This window comes from Teredinibacter franksiae (genome assembly GCF_014218805.1).
Taxonomy (GTDB): domain Bacteria; phylum Pseudomonadota; class Gammaproteobacteria; order Pseudomonadales; family Cellvibrionaceae; genus Teredinibacter; species Teredinibacter franksiae.
The window spans coordinates 3,759,153-3,774,931 of the sequence record NZ_JACJUV010000001.1 but is presented as its reverse complement, the minus strand read 5'-3'; the positions used below and the strand labels follow the sequence as shown (position 1 = coordinate 3,774,931).

Below are 15,779 nucleotides of genomic sequence, written 5' to 3'. Positions count from 1 at the left end.
ATGATAAGCCCGCTAGGCCGCACGCGCGGCACAAAATAAAATTGAAAACAGATAAAAACAATAACGATGCGACAATTAAAAACAGTTCTGGGCGCTACGGCCCTGCTCGCCATAGTCAGCGGTTGTGGTGAATCCACGCCGCCGCTCAGCACCAGCCAGGTAAAGCTTAACGACACCGGTATTCGCTGGGGCGGCAACTACCCGAAAGGTATCAACGATACCTGCACGGCGGCTATCAACGTAGAAATACTGCCTGAAGGAGAATCAGTCAGTGGAGACATTCTAGCCCAGCAAGACTGCTTGCATGGCCGCGATGCGTTGCTAAAGGACGATCGTGACGGTCTTGGAGGCCTCAGTTACCAGAAAATAAGTGCAGAGGGTAAGCCCCGACCGCATGATGCTGCGGAATGGGCCTGTGTGCGAGACACTGTCAGTGGTTTAATGTGGGAAGTAAAAAAACCAATAGACGGTATAAAGGGCAATGCAGGCCTACACGACGGCGATGACCGCTTCACTTGGTACAGCGGCAACACCAAAACTAACGGCGGTGCCATTGGCGACTGGAACCAACGCTACAATCAGTGTGCGGGCTATCAAGCCAATCAGCCAGCAAGCTACTGCAATACCGACGAATTTATAAGCCGCGTCAACAACGAAAGCTTGTGCGGCCACAGTGACTGGCGAATACCTACCCGCCCAGAGCTGGAAACACTAGTGTATTTTGGCCAATCACAACCCGCCATCGATACTCAGTTCTTTCCCAATACCAAAAACGAGTTTTACTGGAGCAGCTCGCCCGTAGCCGGACACAGCACCAGTGCCTGGGCCGTTAGTTTCCAGTTTGGTTTTACCGCACCCCTGCAACGTAACAACAGCCGATTTATCAGGCTGGTTCGCACGACCAAAAAAGAACAATAACGAGTCACCTATGAAGCAGACACTCCTAACTAAACACCTCTTACACGTCATGAGCACGATAATAGGTCTGGCAGCCACCGCGCTTAGCTACGCCGAACAAACGTGTCAACTCGACAATATGGCCCAGACAACTCCCAGCGCCCACTTCCAGGTAAATCTAAACCAAACGGTAACCGATAGCGCCACCGGTTTGATGTGGGCCCAGTGCCTTGTTGGCAGCACCGGCGTCAACTGTAGTCAGGGCGAAGCTACAGGTTTTACTTGGGCGCAAGCCCTACTCGCTGTTTCAGCGGTAAATAACGAAAAGCCGCCAGGGGGCCATAAAGACTGGCGCCTACCCAATATTCGCGAACTCAGCACCTTGGCAGAGCTTCAGTGCGCTTACCCTGCCATAAACCTCGAAGTGTTTCCCAGCACTCCGGGGAGCCATGTGTGGTCGTCCTCGCCTTACCACTTTTATACTCACTACTCCTGGTATGTTGATTTCGGCAATGGCGCGGCAACCTACGACGAGCGAATCAACCCTAAAATGCTGCGTTTAGTCCGCGAAGCGGACGCCAAATAGTCTTTAAGCCCGACAAGCCCCAGCCATGCTGAAGTAGCGCCCAACGGTTAGCGTTAGCTCTGGGTCAAATGTGGCCTTGAGCGTGGATTTAAGTCGCCGCTTGAATTAAGCTCTTCGGGTGAGCTTACCCGATGCGTGCATGCATCGACGAGTTCACAGCACATAAACACATACTAAGCCGCGTCAAAATAATAATAAAAGAAGCCAGAGGTATACCCATGCCCACACGCCATGTAGCCACCCGTTATGGGCTTATTGTCGCCCTGTTGATGATCGCAATAGTCGCATCGCACCTACTGTTTGAAGAGCCCGTTCATGCCTTTGTGAACCACCATTCTAGCGCTGCGAGTAACCCGCTAGGCATCGCCGTGGCCATTTTCACTGGCTTAGACGCCGATATTTTGTTACCTATCCCCTCGTCTGTACTGTCCATATGGGCCGTGATTAACTACGGTTTTATTTCGGGTTTTGTGCTGGTCTGGCTAGGTATGAGTGCGGCTTGCATATTGGGCTATCTACTCGGAGCCGGTGCGGGGAATCGCTTCTTAATGCGCTTTTTCTCAACTCAAGATATTCATTCGGCCCAACAGTTGACACAACGCTACGGCACAGGCGCTTTAATCTTTTCTCGAGCAGTACCCGTGCTGGCCGAAGCCAGTGTTGTTGCGGCAGGGATTGCGCGCATGCCCTTCGCCGCATTCCTGCGCGTTACCCTGCTCTCAAACGCGGGTATTGCTTTGGCCTATTCAGCTGCAGGCGCTTGGGCTAACGCCAGCACATCGTTCATTCTCGCCTTCGCTGGCAGCATTATTTTGCCCATGAGCGCACTTGGTATCTTTCGATTTGTACAGAAGCTTAAGTCGTCTAGCCAACATTTACCCCAAACGGCGTTTACCAACGATCAGCTGAACCCTAGCTTTAGTGTCAACTTTAGCTACCCACTAAGCTTCACCCAGGATGCCTTTCACCCTCAAAACACGCTGCTTGTAAGCCAGTTACGACGCAATAGAGCGGAAGATACCGCCATCAAACTACAGTTTTTTGTCGATCAAGAGGTTTTAAATTCTCACCCGGGTTTAACCGCCAAAATTGAACATTACTGTAAACACCATCAGCTGAATCTTCAATCAACGCCTATTGCCATACCGGGTGGCGAAGCCGCAAAAAACCACGCGCAAATCGAGCGTATGCACGATCATATGCTCACCGACGCGCTCGACCGACACGCCTACGTCATTGCTATTGGCGGTGGCGGCTTATTGGATGCTGTGGGCTATGCGGCCTCTACATTTCATCGCGGTATGCGACTGGTGCGTATGCCTACCACCGTACTCGCTCAAAACGACGCCGGGGTAGGCGTTAAAAACGGCATAAACAGTAACGGTCTTAAAAACCTACTCGGTTGTTTTGCCGTACCGCACGCCATCATTAACGATGCGGAATTTTTACAGACATTGAGTAACCGCGATTTCCGCGCTGGTTTTGCCGAAGCCATTAAAGTTGCCCTGATTCGTGACAGCCGCTTTTTTTATTGGATTTGCGAACACCGCGCCGAACTCTTTAATCGCGAACCCAAAACCAACCACTGGCTTATTCGACGTTGCGCGGAGCTGCACCTCAACCAAATTTGCAATGGTGGCGACCCTTTTGAAATGGGCAGTGCGCGGCCATTGGATTACGGCCACTGGAGCGCCCACAAACTTGAGACCCTCACTCAGCACGAACTTTGCCATGGCGAAGCGGTTGCCATCGGCATGGCACTAGACACACTTTACGCAGTAGAAATTGGCCTGTTAAAGCGAGCAGACGCCGAAATGGTTCTTCAGCTATTGCATGATCTAGGCTTTAACATTTGGCACCCTAGCCTGGAGTGGGTAGACGACGAAGGCACTAGCGCACTCATTAAAGGCTTGGAAGAATTTCGTCAGCACCTCGGCGGCCGCTTGTGCATAACGCTGTTAACCAGTATTGGCGAAACCTTTGAGGCCGACGCAATAGATCACTTGGCCATGCTAAGTGCACGCGACAAGTTGAAAGGCTACTCTGAATCTGTGCTGGAAAGCTCCAATTCCACACCCGAACTCACTGTGTAGCTCGCAGGTTCGGATCGGCTATGGAAATCGCCAATAATTGCCAGCTAACCTACTGTACCAATATTCACCCTGGTGAAGATTGGCCTACACTCTTTGCTCAGTTAAAAAACAAGCTCCCTCCAATTAAACAGGCCGTGTGCCCTCGGCAGCCTTTTGGGCTCGGCCTTCGGTTGTCGGCTCAAGCCGCCAAGTATCTATGTACCGATACCGCCGCGCGCAACGAATTTAAAACCTGGCTCGGCGAACACCAGCTCTATATTTTTACACTCAACGGTTTTCCCTACGGCACTTTTCACAAAGTGGCGGTTAAAGAACAGGTCTACCAACCCGACTGGCAAACCCCGCAACGCTTTGAATACAGCTGTGATCTCGCTCTCTTACTCAGTGAATTTCTTCCTGAAAACAGCAAGGGCAGTATTTCTACAGTACCAATCGGCTTTCGTAGCGATTTCGATTCCGAAGAAAAAATGCAAACAGCTGCCAATACTGTTCTCGATTTTGTCTGTTTTTTAATAGCGCTTCAGGCCAGCAGCGGAAAAACAATTCAGCTAGCGCTGGAACCTGAACCCGGCTGTTTACTGGAAACAACCGCTGGCACAATCAACTTCTTCCAACAATATTTATTATCGCCAAGCGCTCTAGCATACGTACAAAAGAAACTACCCAACCATTGCACGCCTGCCGCGATTAGCCAGAACGTAAAAGCACACCTCGGTATCTGCTTAGACACCTGTCACGCAGCGGTAATGTTTGAGAGTGCAACCGATGCAGCACGACAAATTCTTTCTGCCGACATTCCCATCCACAAAATACAGCTGACGGCGGCATTACAAGTAAACCACCTAAATGACCGTGCACAACAACAATTACACGCTTTTGTAGACCCCGTGTATCTCCACCAAACCAGCGTTATGGCACCGGGCACAACTAAGCCAGTGTTTTATCTCGACCTCCCTGAAGCACTAGCAAGCGCCCCCAAAGGTGCCGCTTTGCGTAGCCACTTTCATGTGCCCGTGTTCTACAGCGAGTTCGACGAACTGCAAACAACCCAAACCGATTTAATTAATTTAATTCAACAACACAACTTGTCACCTCTTTCGCCCCATCTGGAAGTAGAAACTTACACCTTTGACGTTTTGCCCCAAGAGCTGCAGACTGCTACTGTTACAGAGGCAATAAGCCGAGAAATTTTGTGGGTAAAGGAGTTGTTAGAGTGAAAGTCTCCACGATGTTGAAACTGGGCCGAATGTCGAATCTGCCCACAATATGGACAAACACCGCTGTTGGCCTAGCTTTCGCAGGCCTTTTAACCGACTACACGCTAGCCATTATTGCCATGGTGGCCATGAGCCTGATGTACATCGGCGGCATGTTCCTTAATGATGCCTTCGACGCCAAATGGGATGCTCAGCATAATGCTACCCGGCCAATCCCCAGCAAAGAAACTACCGTAGAAGAGGCCGCCGCCTTTGGTTCCCTGTTTTTTTTAGCGGCCATCTTACTTATTGTAACCATCGCCCGAGAAGAGCAAATTATCAGCGCCCTAATCTCTGCCGTTGGCCTAATAGTGTGTATTTTAATCTACGACTGGAAACACAAGGCTTGGAGTTTCAGCGCATGGATTATGGGCGCCTGCCGACTATTGGTATACGTTACAGCCGCCGATCTTTTAAGTAATTCCGGCTGGCCGGTACTGGCCATCGGCGCCTGTGTTATGGCTTACATCGCAGGCATTACTTACCTTGCAAGATCCGAACACCTCAATCAAATGAATAGTATGTGGCCAATTGCTCTACTGTATTGCCCCACTGCCACCGTTATTTATTTCGCATCAATCACCAATAATTTCAGCATCATTCTACTGGCCACCCTTTTAGCCACCATTTTTTGGACACTCTATTCCATTCGCTCTCTTATGCCTGGAGAGACGCGAAACATCGGCAAGGCTATCTCCAACCTTTTAGCGGGGATTTGCCTTTTAGATGCCTCTTTTTTATTTTTGCTAGATCAAGTTATCCTTGGGCGGTTTGCGCTGGTCGCATTCATCCTGTGTTTACTTCTTCAAAGAAAAATTCCAGCGAGCTAACTAGCCATGAATAATAATGAACAAACTCTATTTTCAGCTCTAAAAGATGCGCTTTCTTTGTCACGCCCCGAAGCATTTACCAAGCTCGACGAAGAACTTAAACTTTTGGAAAAAAACTTTTCTCACCAACAGTTTAACTATCTGTTTGCAATAGCACCTTCTCCGCGCTGGTTTAACGGCGCACCCATGATTCCGCAATCGATCGATCTTCTAAAGCCGTTCGACGACCACCATAAAATCAGTAATTGGACATGCTCGCAGGTTGCACGACTGACGATACTGTTGGCACTGTACAACCTTGTGGAAAAAGATACCTATATTGCGTGTATCAACGAGCTATTTAAAACCGCCGACATGAATGAACTTACCATGCTGGTTCAAAGCCTGCCCCATATACCCGAAAAAGAAGCCTTTGTAGAGCGTGCACGAGAGGCCGCGCGTAGCAATATCGAACAGGTGTTTTGCGCAGTTGCGCACCAGAGCGACTTTGCCAAATGCTTTTTCGACGCTGCTGGCTGGAATCAATTGATATTAAAAGCAGCATTTTTAGCCGTACCCATATGGCCCATCATTGGTCTACGTGAACGCAGTAACCCAGAGCTTGCCCTTATGCTCGCAGATTATGCCCGCGAGCGACAGGCGGCTGGGCGAGACCTACCCTGGGATTTATACTGCTGTATAGGCTGGCAAGCTAAAACCAATGAGGATATGAGTTTTCTGAAGCAACAATACCAAATCGGTAGCGAAGAAATTCAGTCCGCCATACTCTCCTCACTGTCAGAAAACGGCAGCGCTAAAGCCCTCGATACCGCAAAAAGTCTTGGGGCCAAGAATGAGCCAAAAAGCTGGCAGGAAATTGCACTGCTTCATGCATAGGCAACAATAAAGCAATAAAAAGGTTTATCCATGTTTATCGATCCACACATTCACATGAGTGCACGCACAACTGACGACTATGAAAGCATGGCCGCAGCCGGCGTTGTAGCGGTTATTGAGCCGGCATTTTGGCTGGGGCAGCCACGCACTTCTATAGATACGTATCGCGACTACCTAGCCTCGCTAGTCGGTTGGGAACGGTTTCGCGCATCGCAGTTTGGCATTCAACATTACTGCGCCATCGGGCTAAATTCGAAAGAGGCTAACAATCCAGAACTGGCTGAGGCGGTAATGGATATTCTCCCACTGTTTCTGGCAAAAGAAAGCGTTGTAGCCGTAGGTGAAATTGGTTTCGATGAACAAACCGATCTAGAAGAAAAATATTTACGCGCCCAATTAGAATTAGCCAAAAAATTTGAATTGCCGGTAATGGTGCACACACCTCACAGGAACAAACTTAAAGGCACAATACTAACCATGGACATTTGCGAAGAGCATGGTTTGGAGCCTTCCCAGGTCATTATCGACCACAATAACGAAACCACTGTAAAAGCGGTGAAAGACCGTGGCTACTGGACAGCTTTCACCCTATACCCGCAAACTAAAATGGGTAGCGAGCGCATGGTAAATATCGCCCGAGAATATGGCTCTGAACGTATATTTATAGACTCCAGCGCAGACTGGGGTGTGTCCGACCCAATGTCTGTACCCAAAACAGCCAATTTAATGCTGCAATCAGGCATAGACAAAAACGACGTACACAAAATTTGCTACCAAAATGCATTAACGGCCTATAGCAAGAGTGGACGAATAAATGAAGCCGACTGGGAATCGAAAAAAATCAACCAGTCGCAATTATTCGAAGGTAATTCTGTGCTTCGAGGGCAGCAGCCCCAAGTAGTGAAATAACCATTCATAACCACCGCTTTAGCGTGTTTCTCAGCTCGTGCCACTCTTTACATTCGCATAGCACTAGTAACTGATAAACCGCTATTTGGCGCTAAGAATCATAATATAAAAGCGCACCCCATATTCAAAAAAAACAGATACTAATCGTGTGAATATGGAGTGCCCATAAAAAAGACACATACCGTTTATGGCCAACAAATTATTACTACTGAACGTCGTTGGGCTTAGCCCAAAACATATTGGAGCCCACACCCCAAACCTTAGCCAATTAGCGGCGAAAGGCTGTAACACTCACATACAACCCATGTTACCCGCCGTCACCTGCTCCGTTCAAACTACCTACTTCACCGGTAAAACGCCTGCAGAGCATGGCATTGTAGGTAATGGTTGGTACTTTAAAGATCAGGCAGAAATTCGATTCTGGCACCAGAGCAATCACTTAATTCAAGCGGAACAAATTTGGGATCAGCTAAAAAAAGATAACAACCCACTGACCAGCGCCAATGTTTTTTGTTGGTACAATATGTACTGCCCAGCCGATACGGCAATCACCGTGCGCCCCATGTACCCCGCAGATGGTCGCAAAATTCCCGACATTTATACGACTCCGGGCCACCTACGTGCGGAGATGAATAAAGCGCTGGGGAGCTTCCCGCTATTTAATTTCTGGGGCCCCAAAAGCGATATTACGTCTAGCCAATGGATTGCCGATTGCGCCCTTCGCACACTGGAACAGCAATCACCCGACTTTACCGCCGTGTACCTACCCCACCTCGATTACGCCCTTCAAAAAGTCGGGCCTGACGACAGTAGCATACCCACAGAACTGGAGCGCATTGATGCTGTTTGCGGCCAACTTATCGATTATGCACAATCTCATCAGTACCAAGTGGTAGTCGTATCGGAGTACGGTATTCATGCAGTGAACAAAGTGTGCCACCTAAATCGACTATTCCGGCAGCAAGGCTGGATAGGCATTCGAGAAGAACTCGGCCTAGAATTATTGGATCCGGGTGCCAGCCGCGTGTTTGCCGTTGCCGATCACCAGTTAGCGCACATCTACGTACAAGACAAAACATTAATCGGAAGGGTGCGCGCACTGCTGGACCAACAAGATGAAATCGATCTAGTCATGGGAGAGGAGGAAAAATTGGCGTTTGGCCTAAACCACCCCCGCAGCGGCGATTTAGTGGCCATCGCCAAAGCCGATACCTGGTTTAGCTACTACTACTGGCTAGAAGATCAACGCGCACCAGACTTCGCCCGCTGTGTGGATATACACCGTAAGCCTGGCTACGACCCAGTTGAACTTTTTTTAAACCCAGACATTAAATTTCCGCTGGCAAAAATTGGCTTAAAACTGCTACAGAAAAAACTGGGGATGCGCACACTTATGGATATGATCCCACTCGATACTTCACTGGTTAAAGGCTCCCATGGCGCACTCACACCCGCGCCACAAGACGGCGCCATTTTTATGTGCTCTGAAGCCGCCTGCCTCAATGCCACACAAAAAACCGACGGCCTGGAAGCTACTCGTGTATACGATTTATTGACTACACTCATTGGGCCACACGACTAGAATGAATTAAGGGCACCTATAATAATGTGCCCTTAAGCACTGGCCTTAAGCGAAGTAATCTGAACGCCTCTGTAGCTTAAGCGAATCGACCACCCAGTAGGCTACGACCACGAAAAAAGCGAATACGGTTCCAATGAGTTCCCGCGCCTCTTCAATGTAGGGTTTAGTTGGGCTCATACCCTGGATTAACGATTCCGAAGTGATGTGATTTAAATACTCTACCCCCCCAGGCAAGGTCATAAGAATTCCTGCAGCACAATAGCCAGCCGCTACTCCGGTAGTCTTACTGCCAATACCACCACCCAGAGAAAGCATGCGAACAAATGGTACTGCCGCCGCCAGCAGATACAGCGTTACCCAAAAAAGTGGGTCAGGATCATTGAGCTGCAACCATGCGGTGTACCCCAGCAGGGCACAAAATATTAGGTGAATTAGTTTGGTCATTTCCAGCCTCATTATTATTGTATGTGTATAAGTGCTGGCCTGTTCGGCGCAGATTTTCAACGTCATTCTATATCAAACACGAAACAAGTCCTATTGACACAGCATCAAAAAAAACAGATTAGCGCTCGGCTTCCAGGCCTGTGTCATCTTTGCGCACCCAAGATGTGATCTAGTGCACCATAATGCGATGCGTTAAAAAGACAAACACCCAGAAAGCATATAGACACTTCAAGCAATCCCCAAGCATGCCCCCCAAAAGTAACTGTATTCACGTTCATGAGTATGTGCGATACATTTTTTTCATCTATTTTTGCCAATATTGTTGTGACTTGGAATGCATCATTCTCAAAAAATTGGGTCCAAAACCAACTGAACTCACGCAGCTTTTTAAGCTCTTCGATTCACTCTTCAGTTACGCAACACTATCATTCAAAATGGAAATGGCATCCACCAGTCATACAAGCGTAAAACCTATCTCGTCATGGGTGGTTAGCAAACTAATTGAAAAATCCCTTCGACAAAGCCTTGCGTTGTTTACCTACATTTAAAAAGGCACAAAATAAACGCCTAAATAACTAGGCTAACGATAACACTCAAGCCAGTAAAAAAACCAATTGCGTGCTATTTTAGTTCGCATCAGAAACACCCTCCAAAACGAACGTTCGTTGCGAAAACTTTTTTTCCGTTCCAACAATCATGGTGTTTTGTGGGCCAATAGATCTAATGAGGGCAAGCGCATTCGCACCACATTTCTTATAATCCAGAGTAACTATTTTCATTTTCTTGGGGCGCAATAAAATAAAACTGCCTTTAACTCTCCAACGTTTAGGCTAATGGCCTCCAGCGAAGACAATAAAATCAGTATCAAAAGGTTATTACTCAAGAAAAAATCGTCATTGAGATAAAATTAAAAGCTCAAATAGTCGTAACTCAGCCGCTTACAAGAGCAAGGCAACTAAACCACGATCTAGTTTTTAACCGTGCAGTACAAAACACACAAAATTCGGTGTGACGCAAGGGGAGATAGTGGCTAGACACTAGGCTTTGCAATTAACGTTTGTACCGATGTACTGATCTGACAACTGCCAATTATAACGTCTGTCTGAACGCGTGCCCGAGCGCTTGCGGCGGCACGTGCGCTTACCAGAGAGCGGCGCTCTTGCGGGGAATGACGGAGGAAGCTCAGCCGTGTGAAGAATATGGCGATAAGCCCTGATAACCAACTTGAACATGTCTTCTGCCGACATGTCACCTGGGTTGCGGTCAGGATGATACTGCGCAGCCATACGCCGATACGCCACCCGAACTTCGTCTATAGAAGCTTTGGGCCGCAAACCAAGAATGCGATAACTGGCGTCTGACATGGGTAGTGTGGGCTCAAAATGGCCTTTAGCACTTCCCTGATAGGCACTGTTTTATAAGCTAATAGATTGCAAGTTGGCGCCTATATTACTATTTCATCTATCACCAAAGCAATGATTATGGCGCCAGAAATTAACTAATTAGCTTCTTCTGAGCACTACCGCTCATGTTTTGCAGTAGAGTAGCTGCCCTACTGAGCCGAGCCTATGCCCCAGGCTGGCCTAAAACCCCTAAATCAGCCTAAAAATAAGACCATTATGAGCAATATTTTCGCCAAAATTTGGCTACTTCACCTCCTAGTGCTTACAGGTACATGTCACGCTACCAGCTGGAATGATATCAGTCGGCTAAATCAAGAAGACGTAGGCCAAGTAATCTCGGTTACCGCCGAAACACAAGTGATTCAGGCCATTAGAGACGCCACGGCTAACAAGCAAAAAATTGCTATCTCTGGCACAAAACACTCTCAGGGGGGGCATATTGTTTACCCTGGTGCAATTTTGTTGGATATGACCCCGTTCAATCGAATAGTCGATTTTTCACCGAAGAACAAAACCATTCGGGTGCAAAGCGGTGCAACCTGGGCCGACATTCAGACGGCGATAAACCCCCACAACCTCTCGATAAAGGTTATGCAGTCATCCAATATTTTCACCGTGGGTGGCTCACTAAGCGCGAATGCACATGGTAGAGACCCTAACTACGGGCCCATTATTGAAACCGTGAACGAATTGAAACTGGCTCTAGCATCAGGAAAAACGGTTAATGCCAGCAAAACCGAAAATAGCGACTTATTCTATGCCGTGATAGGTGGGTATGGCTCTATAGCGATTATTCTCGAAGCCGAAATTGCACTCACGGATAACCTTATTTTTAGTAAATCAGTCGTCGCTGTAGATTACCGAGACTACCCCACCCTGCTCTCAAATGGCCACAAAATGAATCCTCTGCATTTTGGTCGCTGCGCCATTGCGAAGGGAGGCACGCTTCTTCGCGAATGCTTCTCTATCGACTACACTGCCCACTCGCCAATTGATCAGGCCGAGCAAGGAGCAACTTTACCCGTACCTTTAGACCTGCAAAACGAAAAGAACATCTCCCTCAACGCCTTTTTCTTCAACCGATCAAGACACAGTAACACAGGGAAAAAACTCCGTTGGTATTTACAAAAAACTTTTATTGACCGCCCCGAAAAAACGACGTTAATCACCCGCAATAATGCCATGAGGCCTCCCATAAAATTCCTTGAATATCACGGTAAAAAAGATACCGATATATTGCAGGAATATTTTATCCCTCATCATCACTTTGTCGGCTTTGTGGATAAGCTGAGAACCGTTGTCGAAACCCACGATGTAAATCTTTTGAGTGTTACCCTCAGGCATGTAAAAGGAAACAACGATGCAGTACTAAGTTACGCACCCAATGATGCCATCGCAGTAGTGCTTTATATCAATATTGGTTTAGACACAGCCGAAATTGAGAAAGCAAAAACATGGACCAGGGAGCTGGTGGATATCACACATGAACATAAAGGCAGGTATTACTTGGCCTACCAGCGGTTCCCCTCCATTATACAATTCAGCACTATCTATCCGAATGTCAAAAAGTTTCACAAAATCAAGCAACTCCATGACAAAAATTATATTTTTTACAATCGATTTTATGAGGCCTATATAGCCCAACCGGATAAAAATTAACATTAATTGTCAAGCCTGCCTTAAGCGTTATCGCAGGTAAAAAACCTTAGATTTTTCTCGAAGGTTTTTAAGAAAATACTTATTCCCGGTTTGGCTACTCAACCTGCAATTGCTCAACCTAGACGGTTAAGTGCTCGCCCCAAAGCCCTAATTTTTTAGGGCGAAGCAGAATCCCCGGCAAAGAATATGCATTTGGTTGTAACTCGTCGGTACAAACACCCACCTAATGAGCAAACTAAAGCCGAAGACCACTACAACCATTTAACGCCAAACAATTCCTTTATACCGGAGAGAACAAATGTTGGCAGGGCGGCAATAGCGGCCGTCATTAACAGGTGTTTTGCGGATATTGCTACGGTGCCGAGTATCATCCCCCCCAGTGGCGAGTAAATTAATGCGAGTGAACTGCCGGTAGCAGCAACCAGCACGGTAATAAGCAGCTTGTTTTCAAAAGGGTTAAGGCGATAAATACTCTTGAAACTACGGGCATCCAGCAGGTGGAAATTCTGAATAAATATCAGCGAAACGAAGGCTATCGTTTGCGCATATTCCACACTTCCGCCTCGGCTAAGTACAAACTGAAACAACGCATAGATGATATAACCGTGGATTAATCCACGCACCAGTATTCGAGCCCCCAAACCCTCCGCAAAAAAGCTTTCGTTACGCTTTCGGGGCTTTCGGGTCATCAGGTCTGCTTCCTGTTTTTCCCAACCAAGACACAAGCTTGGCATCGCATCAGCCAACATATTAATCCATAAAATCATTAACGCGGTTAAAGGTACTAGCGGCTCATTTGCCATAAGTAAAAATGCGAACAGCACGCAACTAACCTCCGAAACGTTAGCTGTAAGCCCCGCTCGTAGGTACTTTCGAATATTATCGTAAATTCTGCGACCTTCTTTTACGGCTAAAACTATGGTGGAGAAGTTATCGTCCAGCAGTACCAAATCGGCAGAATCCTTAGCTACCTGGGTCCCCGCTATTCCCATAGCAATGCCAATATCGGCGTTGCGCAGGGCTGGAGCATCATTCACACCGTCGCCGGTCATGGCCACCACTTCATCATTCGCTTGTAATGCTTTCACAATACGCTGCTTATGTTCGGGCGAAACTCGGGCGAATACAGAGGTAGTTGGAGCTAGTTCACGCAATTTACGATCGCTAATTTCTTCCAGCTGTGGGCCCGTAACAACCAGCTCTTGATCGCTTTTACGAATACCCAGTTCCGTGGCTATTGCCTGTGCCGTAGCGGCATGATCACCGGTAATCATTACCGTGCGAATTCCAGCATCCGTACACTGAGCAACGGCTTCAACAACCTCGGGCCTAGGTGGGTCTATAATGCCGTGCATGGCCAGAAAGGTTAAATCCTGCTCGTGCTCTTCTTGGGGTTTATCGATATCCGCTTCGGTAATTTCAACAAACGCCAACGCCAATGTACGCAGTGCACGCTTACCAAAGGCATCAATACCGGTATGTATTTTCTGTTTAAAATCATCGTTCAATGATACCGCTTCATTGTTCCAGTAAATGGCATTGGAACGATTCAGAAGCACATCGGGCGCGCCCTTAGCGATCAGCCAATAACGGCCTAAGGGGCCACGGATGACGGAGCTGGCCATTTTTCGTTTGGAGTCAAACGGAAAGCTTTTTATTAATTGGAAGCCTTCTTCAAATAAAGCGTCGCGGTAAATACCCACTTTCGTGCCAGCAACTACAAGCGCGCCCTCTGTGGGATTACCCTGAATGGAGTAACGCCCGTCTTTTTCCTGCAATTCTGCGTCGTTACAAATAGCGGAAATAATCAAACCGTATTTCAGTTCCGGCGTTTGTTCCAAATCTAACTCTTCATCATTTTCATCAAGGAACCTGCCGACAGGTTCAAACCCTTGCCCCGTCACGTCAAATGTTTTACCACCGCTCCAATAAGCTACCACCTGCATTTGGTTCTGTGTGAGGGTACCGGTTTTATCGGAGCAAATTACCGTAGTGGAGCCCAGAGTTTCCACCGAGGCCAACTGCCTTATGCGCGCATTACCTCGCGCCATATGCTTGGCACCCATGGTTAACACAATAGTAACAATGGTGGGCAGCCCCTCGGGAATGGCAGCAACGGACAGCGATATACCCGTTTGCAACATTTCCAGCCAGTCGGCACCATTGTACAAACCTATTCCCACCACAATGGCTACCGCCGCTACAGCCACTCCAATTAAGGCATGAGAGAGCGAATTTAGTCGTCTCTGCATGGGCGTTTCAACGCTCTCCGCTGTTTGCATTAAGTTAGCGATATGCCCCACTTCGGTATTCATACCGGTATCAACCACTACCCCAGTACCGTTGCCCGCCGTAACAATAGTACTGGTAAACACCAAGTTTATACGGTCGCCAATACCCAGTTCAGGAGCATGTAATAACTCAATATTCTTTTCGACGGGCTCCGACTCTCCCGTTAATGCCGATTCGTCAATTTGCAACTGATTGGCGGCAAGCAGACGTATATCGGCACCCACCACATCACCTGTATTGAGCTTTACAATATCTCCGGGCACCAACGTCTTCACCGGCAACTTTTGCCACTCGCCATCACGTAGCACCAGTGCATTAGGTGCACCCATTTCCCGAAGAGAGTCCAAAGATTTTTTGGCGCCGAGCTCCTGAATGAAGGTGATCAATGCGTTGGCCACCACAATTACCAGGATCGCAATACCATCTACAAGGTGCCCTCCCAGAACGGAAAGCAGGCCACCAATAGCGAGAATGATAAGCATAGGGTTTTTAAACTGAACCAAGAACAGCGAGAGCGTGGACATTTGAGCAGTTTCAGCCAATTCGTTAGGCCCACATTCCTGCAGTCTCGATTCCGCTTGTGATTGGCTCAAGCCCTTTTCGATAGAAGATTCGAAATGCTCGATAATCTGTGAGGGTTCCTGGTTAAACCATTTCATAGCCGCTCTCCCGTGAGCTTTAAGATTTTTTAGACGAAACTTTTATTACATAACCTGTTAGTAGAAGTAACCTATATTGGCCCTCTAGATCATTGAAAAGGTTGCAATTGACCGATGACAGGCAAAATATTTCTACCCCGATACGTCACCATATCGACGACCCGCGGTGATTATCCATCGAGGGGTACAGCCGCGTTTAACCCTGTACAGCGACGACCAATACGGCGAATACCGAAGAGCCAAGTGTAGCGCAGCTTTCCGGCAAACGCTCTAGGCCACAGGCCCTTATCCAC

Annotated in this window: 12 protein-coding genes; 9 read left to right on the top strand and 3 right to left on the bottom strand. The window is 47.8% G+C overall.

All coding sequences use genetic code 11. The annotated features are described in order from the left end of the window. The first annotated feature begins 66 nt into the window (after positions 1–66). From H5336_RS15905 to H5336_RS15870, 8 genes are all read left to right on the top strand, one after another. A complete protein-coding gene (locus tag H5336_RS15905) occupies positions 67–918 on the top strand; it encodes an Lcl C-terminal domain-containing protein (protein ID WP_185235230.1) in 852 nt (283 codons plus the stop codon). A 49-nt stretch (positions 919–967) separates the two neighbouring features. After that, positions 968–1,483, top strand: a complete 516-nt coding sequence (locus H5336_RS15900; protein ID WP_185235791.1) for an Lcl C-terminal domain-containing protein — start codon at positions 968–970, stop codon at positions 1,481–1,483. Between the two features lie 218 nt (positions 1,484–1,701). Continuing rightward, on the top strand, positions 1,702–3,576 hold the full coding sequence (locus H5336_RS15895) for a 3-dehydroquinate synthase (RefSeq protein ID WP_185235229.1): 1,875 nt from the start codon (positions 1,702–1,704) through the stop codon (positions 3,574–3,576). A gap of 20 nt (positions 3,577–3,596) precedes the next feature. Then, complete coding sequence (gene eboE, locus H5336_RS15890) at positions 3,597–4,793, top strand: metabolite traffic protein EboE (RefSeq protein ID WP_185235228.1); 1,197 nt, start codon at positions 3,597–3,599, stop codon at positions 4,791–4,793. Further along, positions 4,790–5,662: a UbiA family prenyltransferase gene (locus H5336_RS15885; protein ID WP_185235227.1), complete on the top strand. Its 873-nt coding sequence runs from the start codon at positions 4,790–4,792 to the stop codon at positions 5,660–5,662. The genes eboE and H5336_RS15885 overlap by 4 nt, the downstream gene beginning before the upstream one ends. A 6-nt stretch (positions 5,663–5,668) precedes the next feature. Beyond that, complete coding sequence (locus H5336_RS15880; protein WP_246439113.1) at positions 5,669–6,538, top strand: EboA domain-containing protein; 870 nt, start codon at positions 5,669–5,671, stop codon at positions 6,536–6,538. Between the two features lie 30 nt (positions 6,539–6,568). Continuing rightward, positions 6,569–7,447, top strand: coding sequence for a TatD family hydrolase (locus H5336_RS15875; RefSeq protein WP_185235226.1), 879 nt, complete (start codon positions 6,569–6,571; stop codon positions 7,445–7,447). Positions 7,448–7,634: 187 nt separating this feature from the next. After that, complete coding sequence (locus tag H5336_RS15870; protein ID WP_185235225.1) at positions 7,635–9,029, top strand: alkaline phosphatase family protein; 1,395 nt, start codon at positions 7,635–7,637, stop codon at positions 9,027–9,029. 45 nt (positions 9,030–9,074) lie between these two features. On the opposite strand, the gene H5336_RS15865 is transcribed toward H5336_RS15870, so the two are convergent. Together H5336_RS15865 and H5336_RS15860 are read right to left on the bottom strand one after the other, a co-directional pair. Continuing rightward, a complete protein-coding gene (locus H5336_RS15865; protein WP_246439112.1) occupies positions 9,075–9,473 on the bottom strand; it encodes a transmembrane 220 family protein in 399 nt (132 codons plus the stop codon). A gap of 1,037 nt (positions 9,474–10,510) precedes the next feature. Further along, a complete protein-coding gene (locus H5336_RS15860) occupies positions 10,511–10,837 on the bottom strand; it encodes a J domain-containing protein (RefSeq protein ID WP_185235224.1) in 327 nt (108 codons plus the stop codon). A 255-nt stretch (positions 10,838–11,092) separates the two neighbouring features. Here H5336_RS15860 and H5336_RS15855 point away from each other — a divergent pair, with 255 nt between their 5' ends. Further along, positions 11,093–12,535 (top strand): FAD-binding oxidoreductase, encoded by a 1,443-nt coding sequence (locus H5336_RS15855; protein ID WP_185235223.1) that lies wholly within the window; start codon positions 11,093–11,095, stop codon positions 12,533–12,535. Between the two features lie 251 nt (positions 12,536–12,786). On the opposite strand, the gene H5336_RS15850 is transcribed toward H5336_RS15855, so the two are convergent. After that, on the bottom strand, positions 12,787–15,486 hold the full coding sequence (locus H5336_RS15850; RefSeq protein WP_185235222.1) for a cation-translocating P-type ATPase: 2,700 nt from the start codon (positions 15,484–15,486) through the stop codon (positions 12,787–12,789). Positions 15,487–15,779 lie beyond the last annotated feature (293 nt).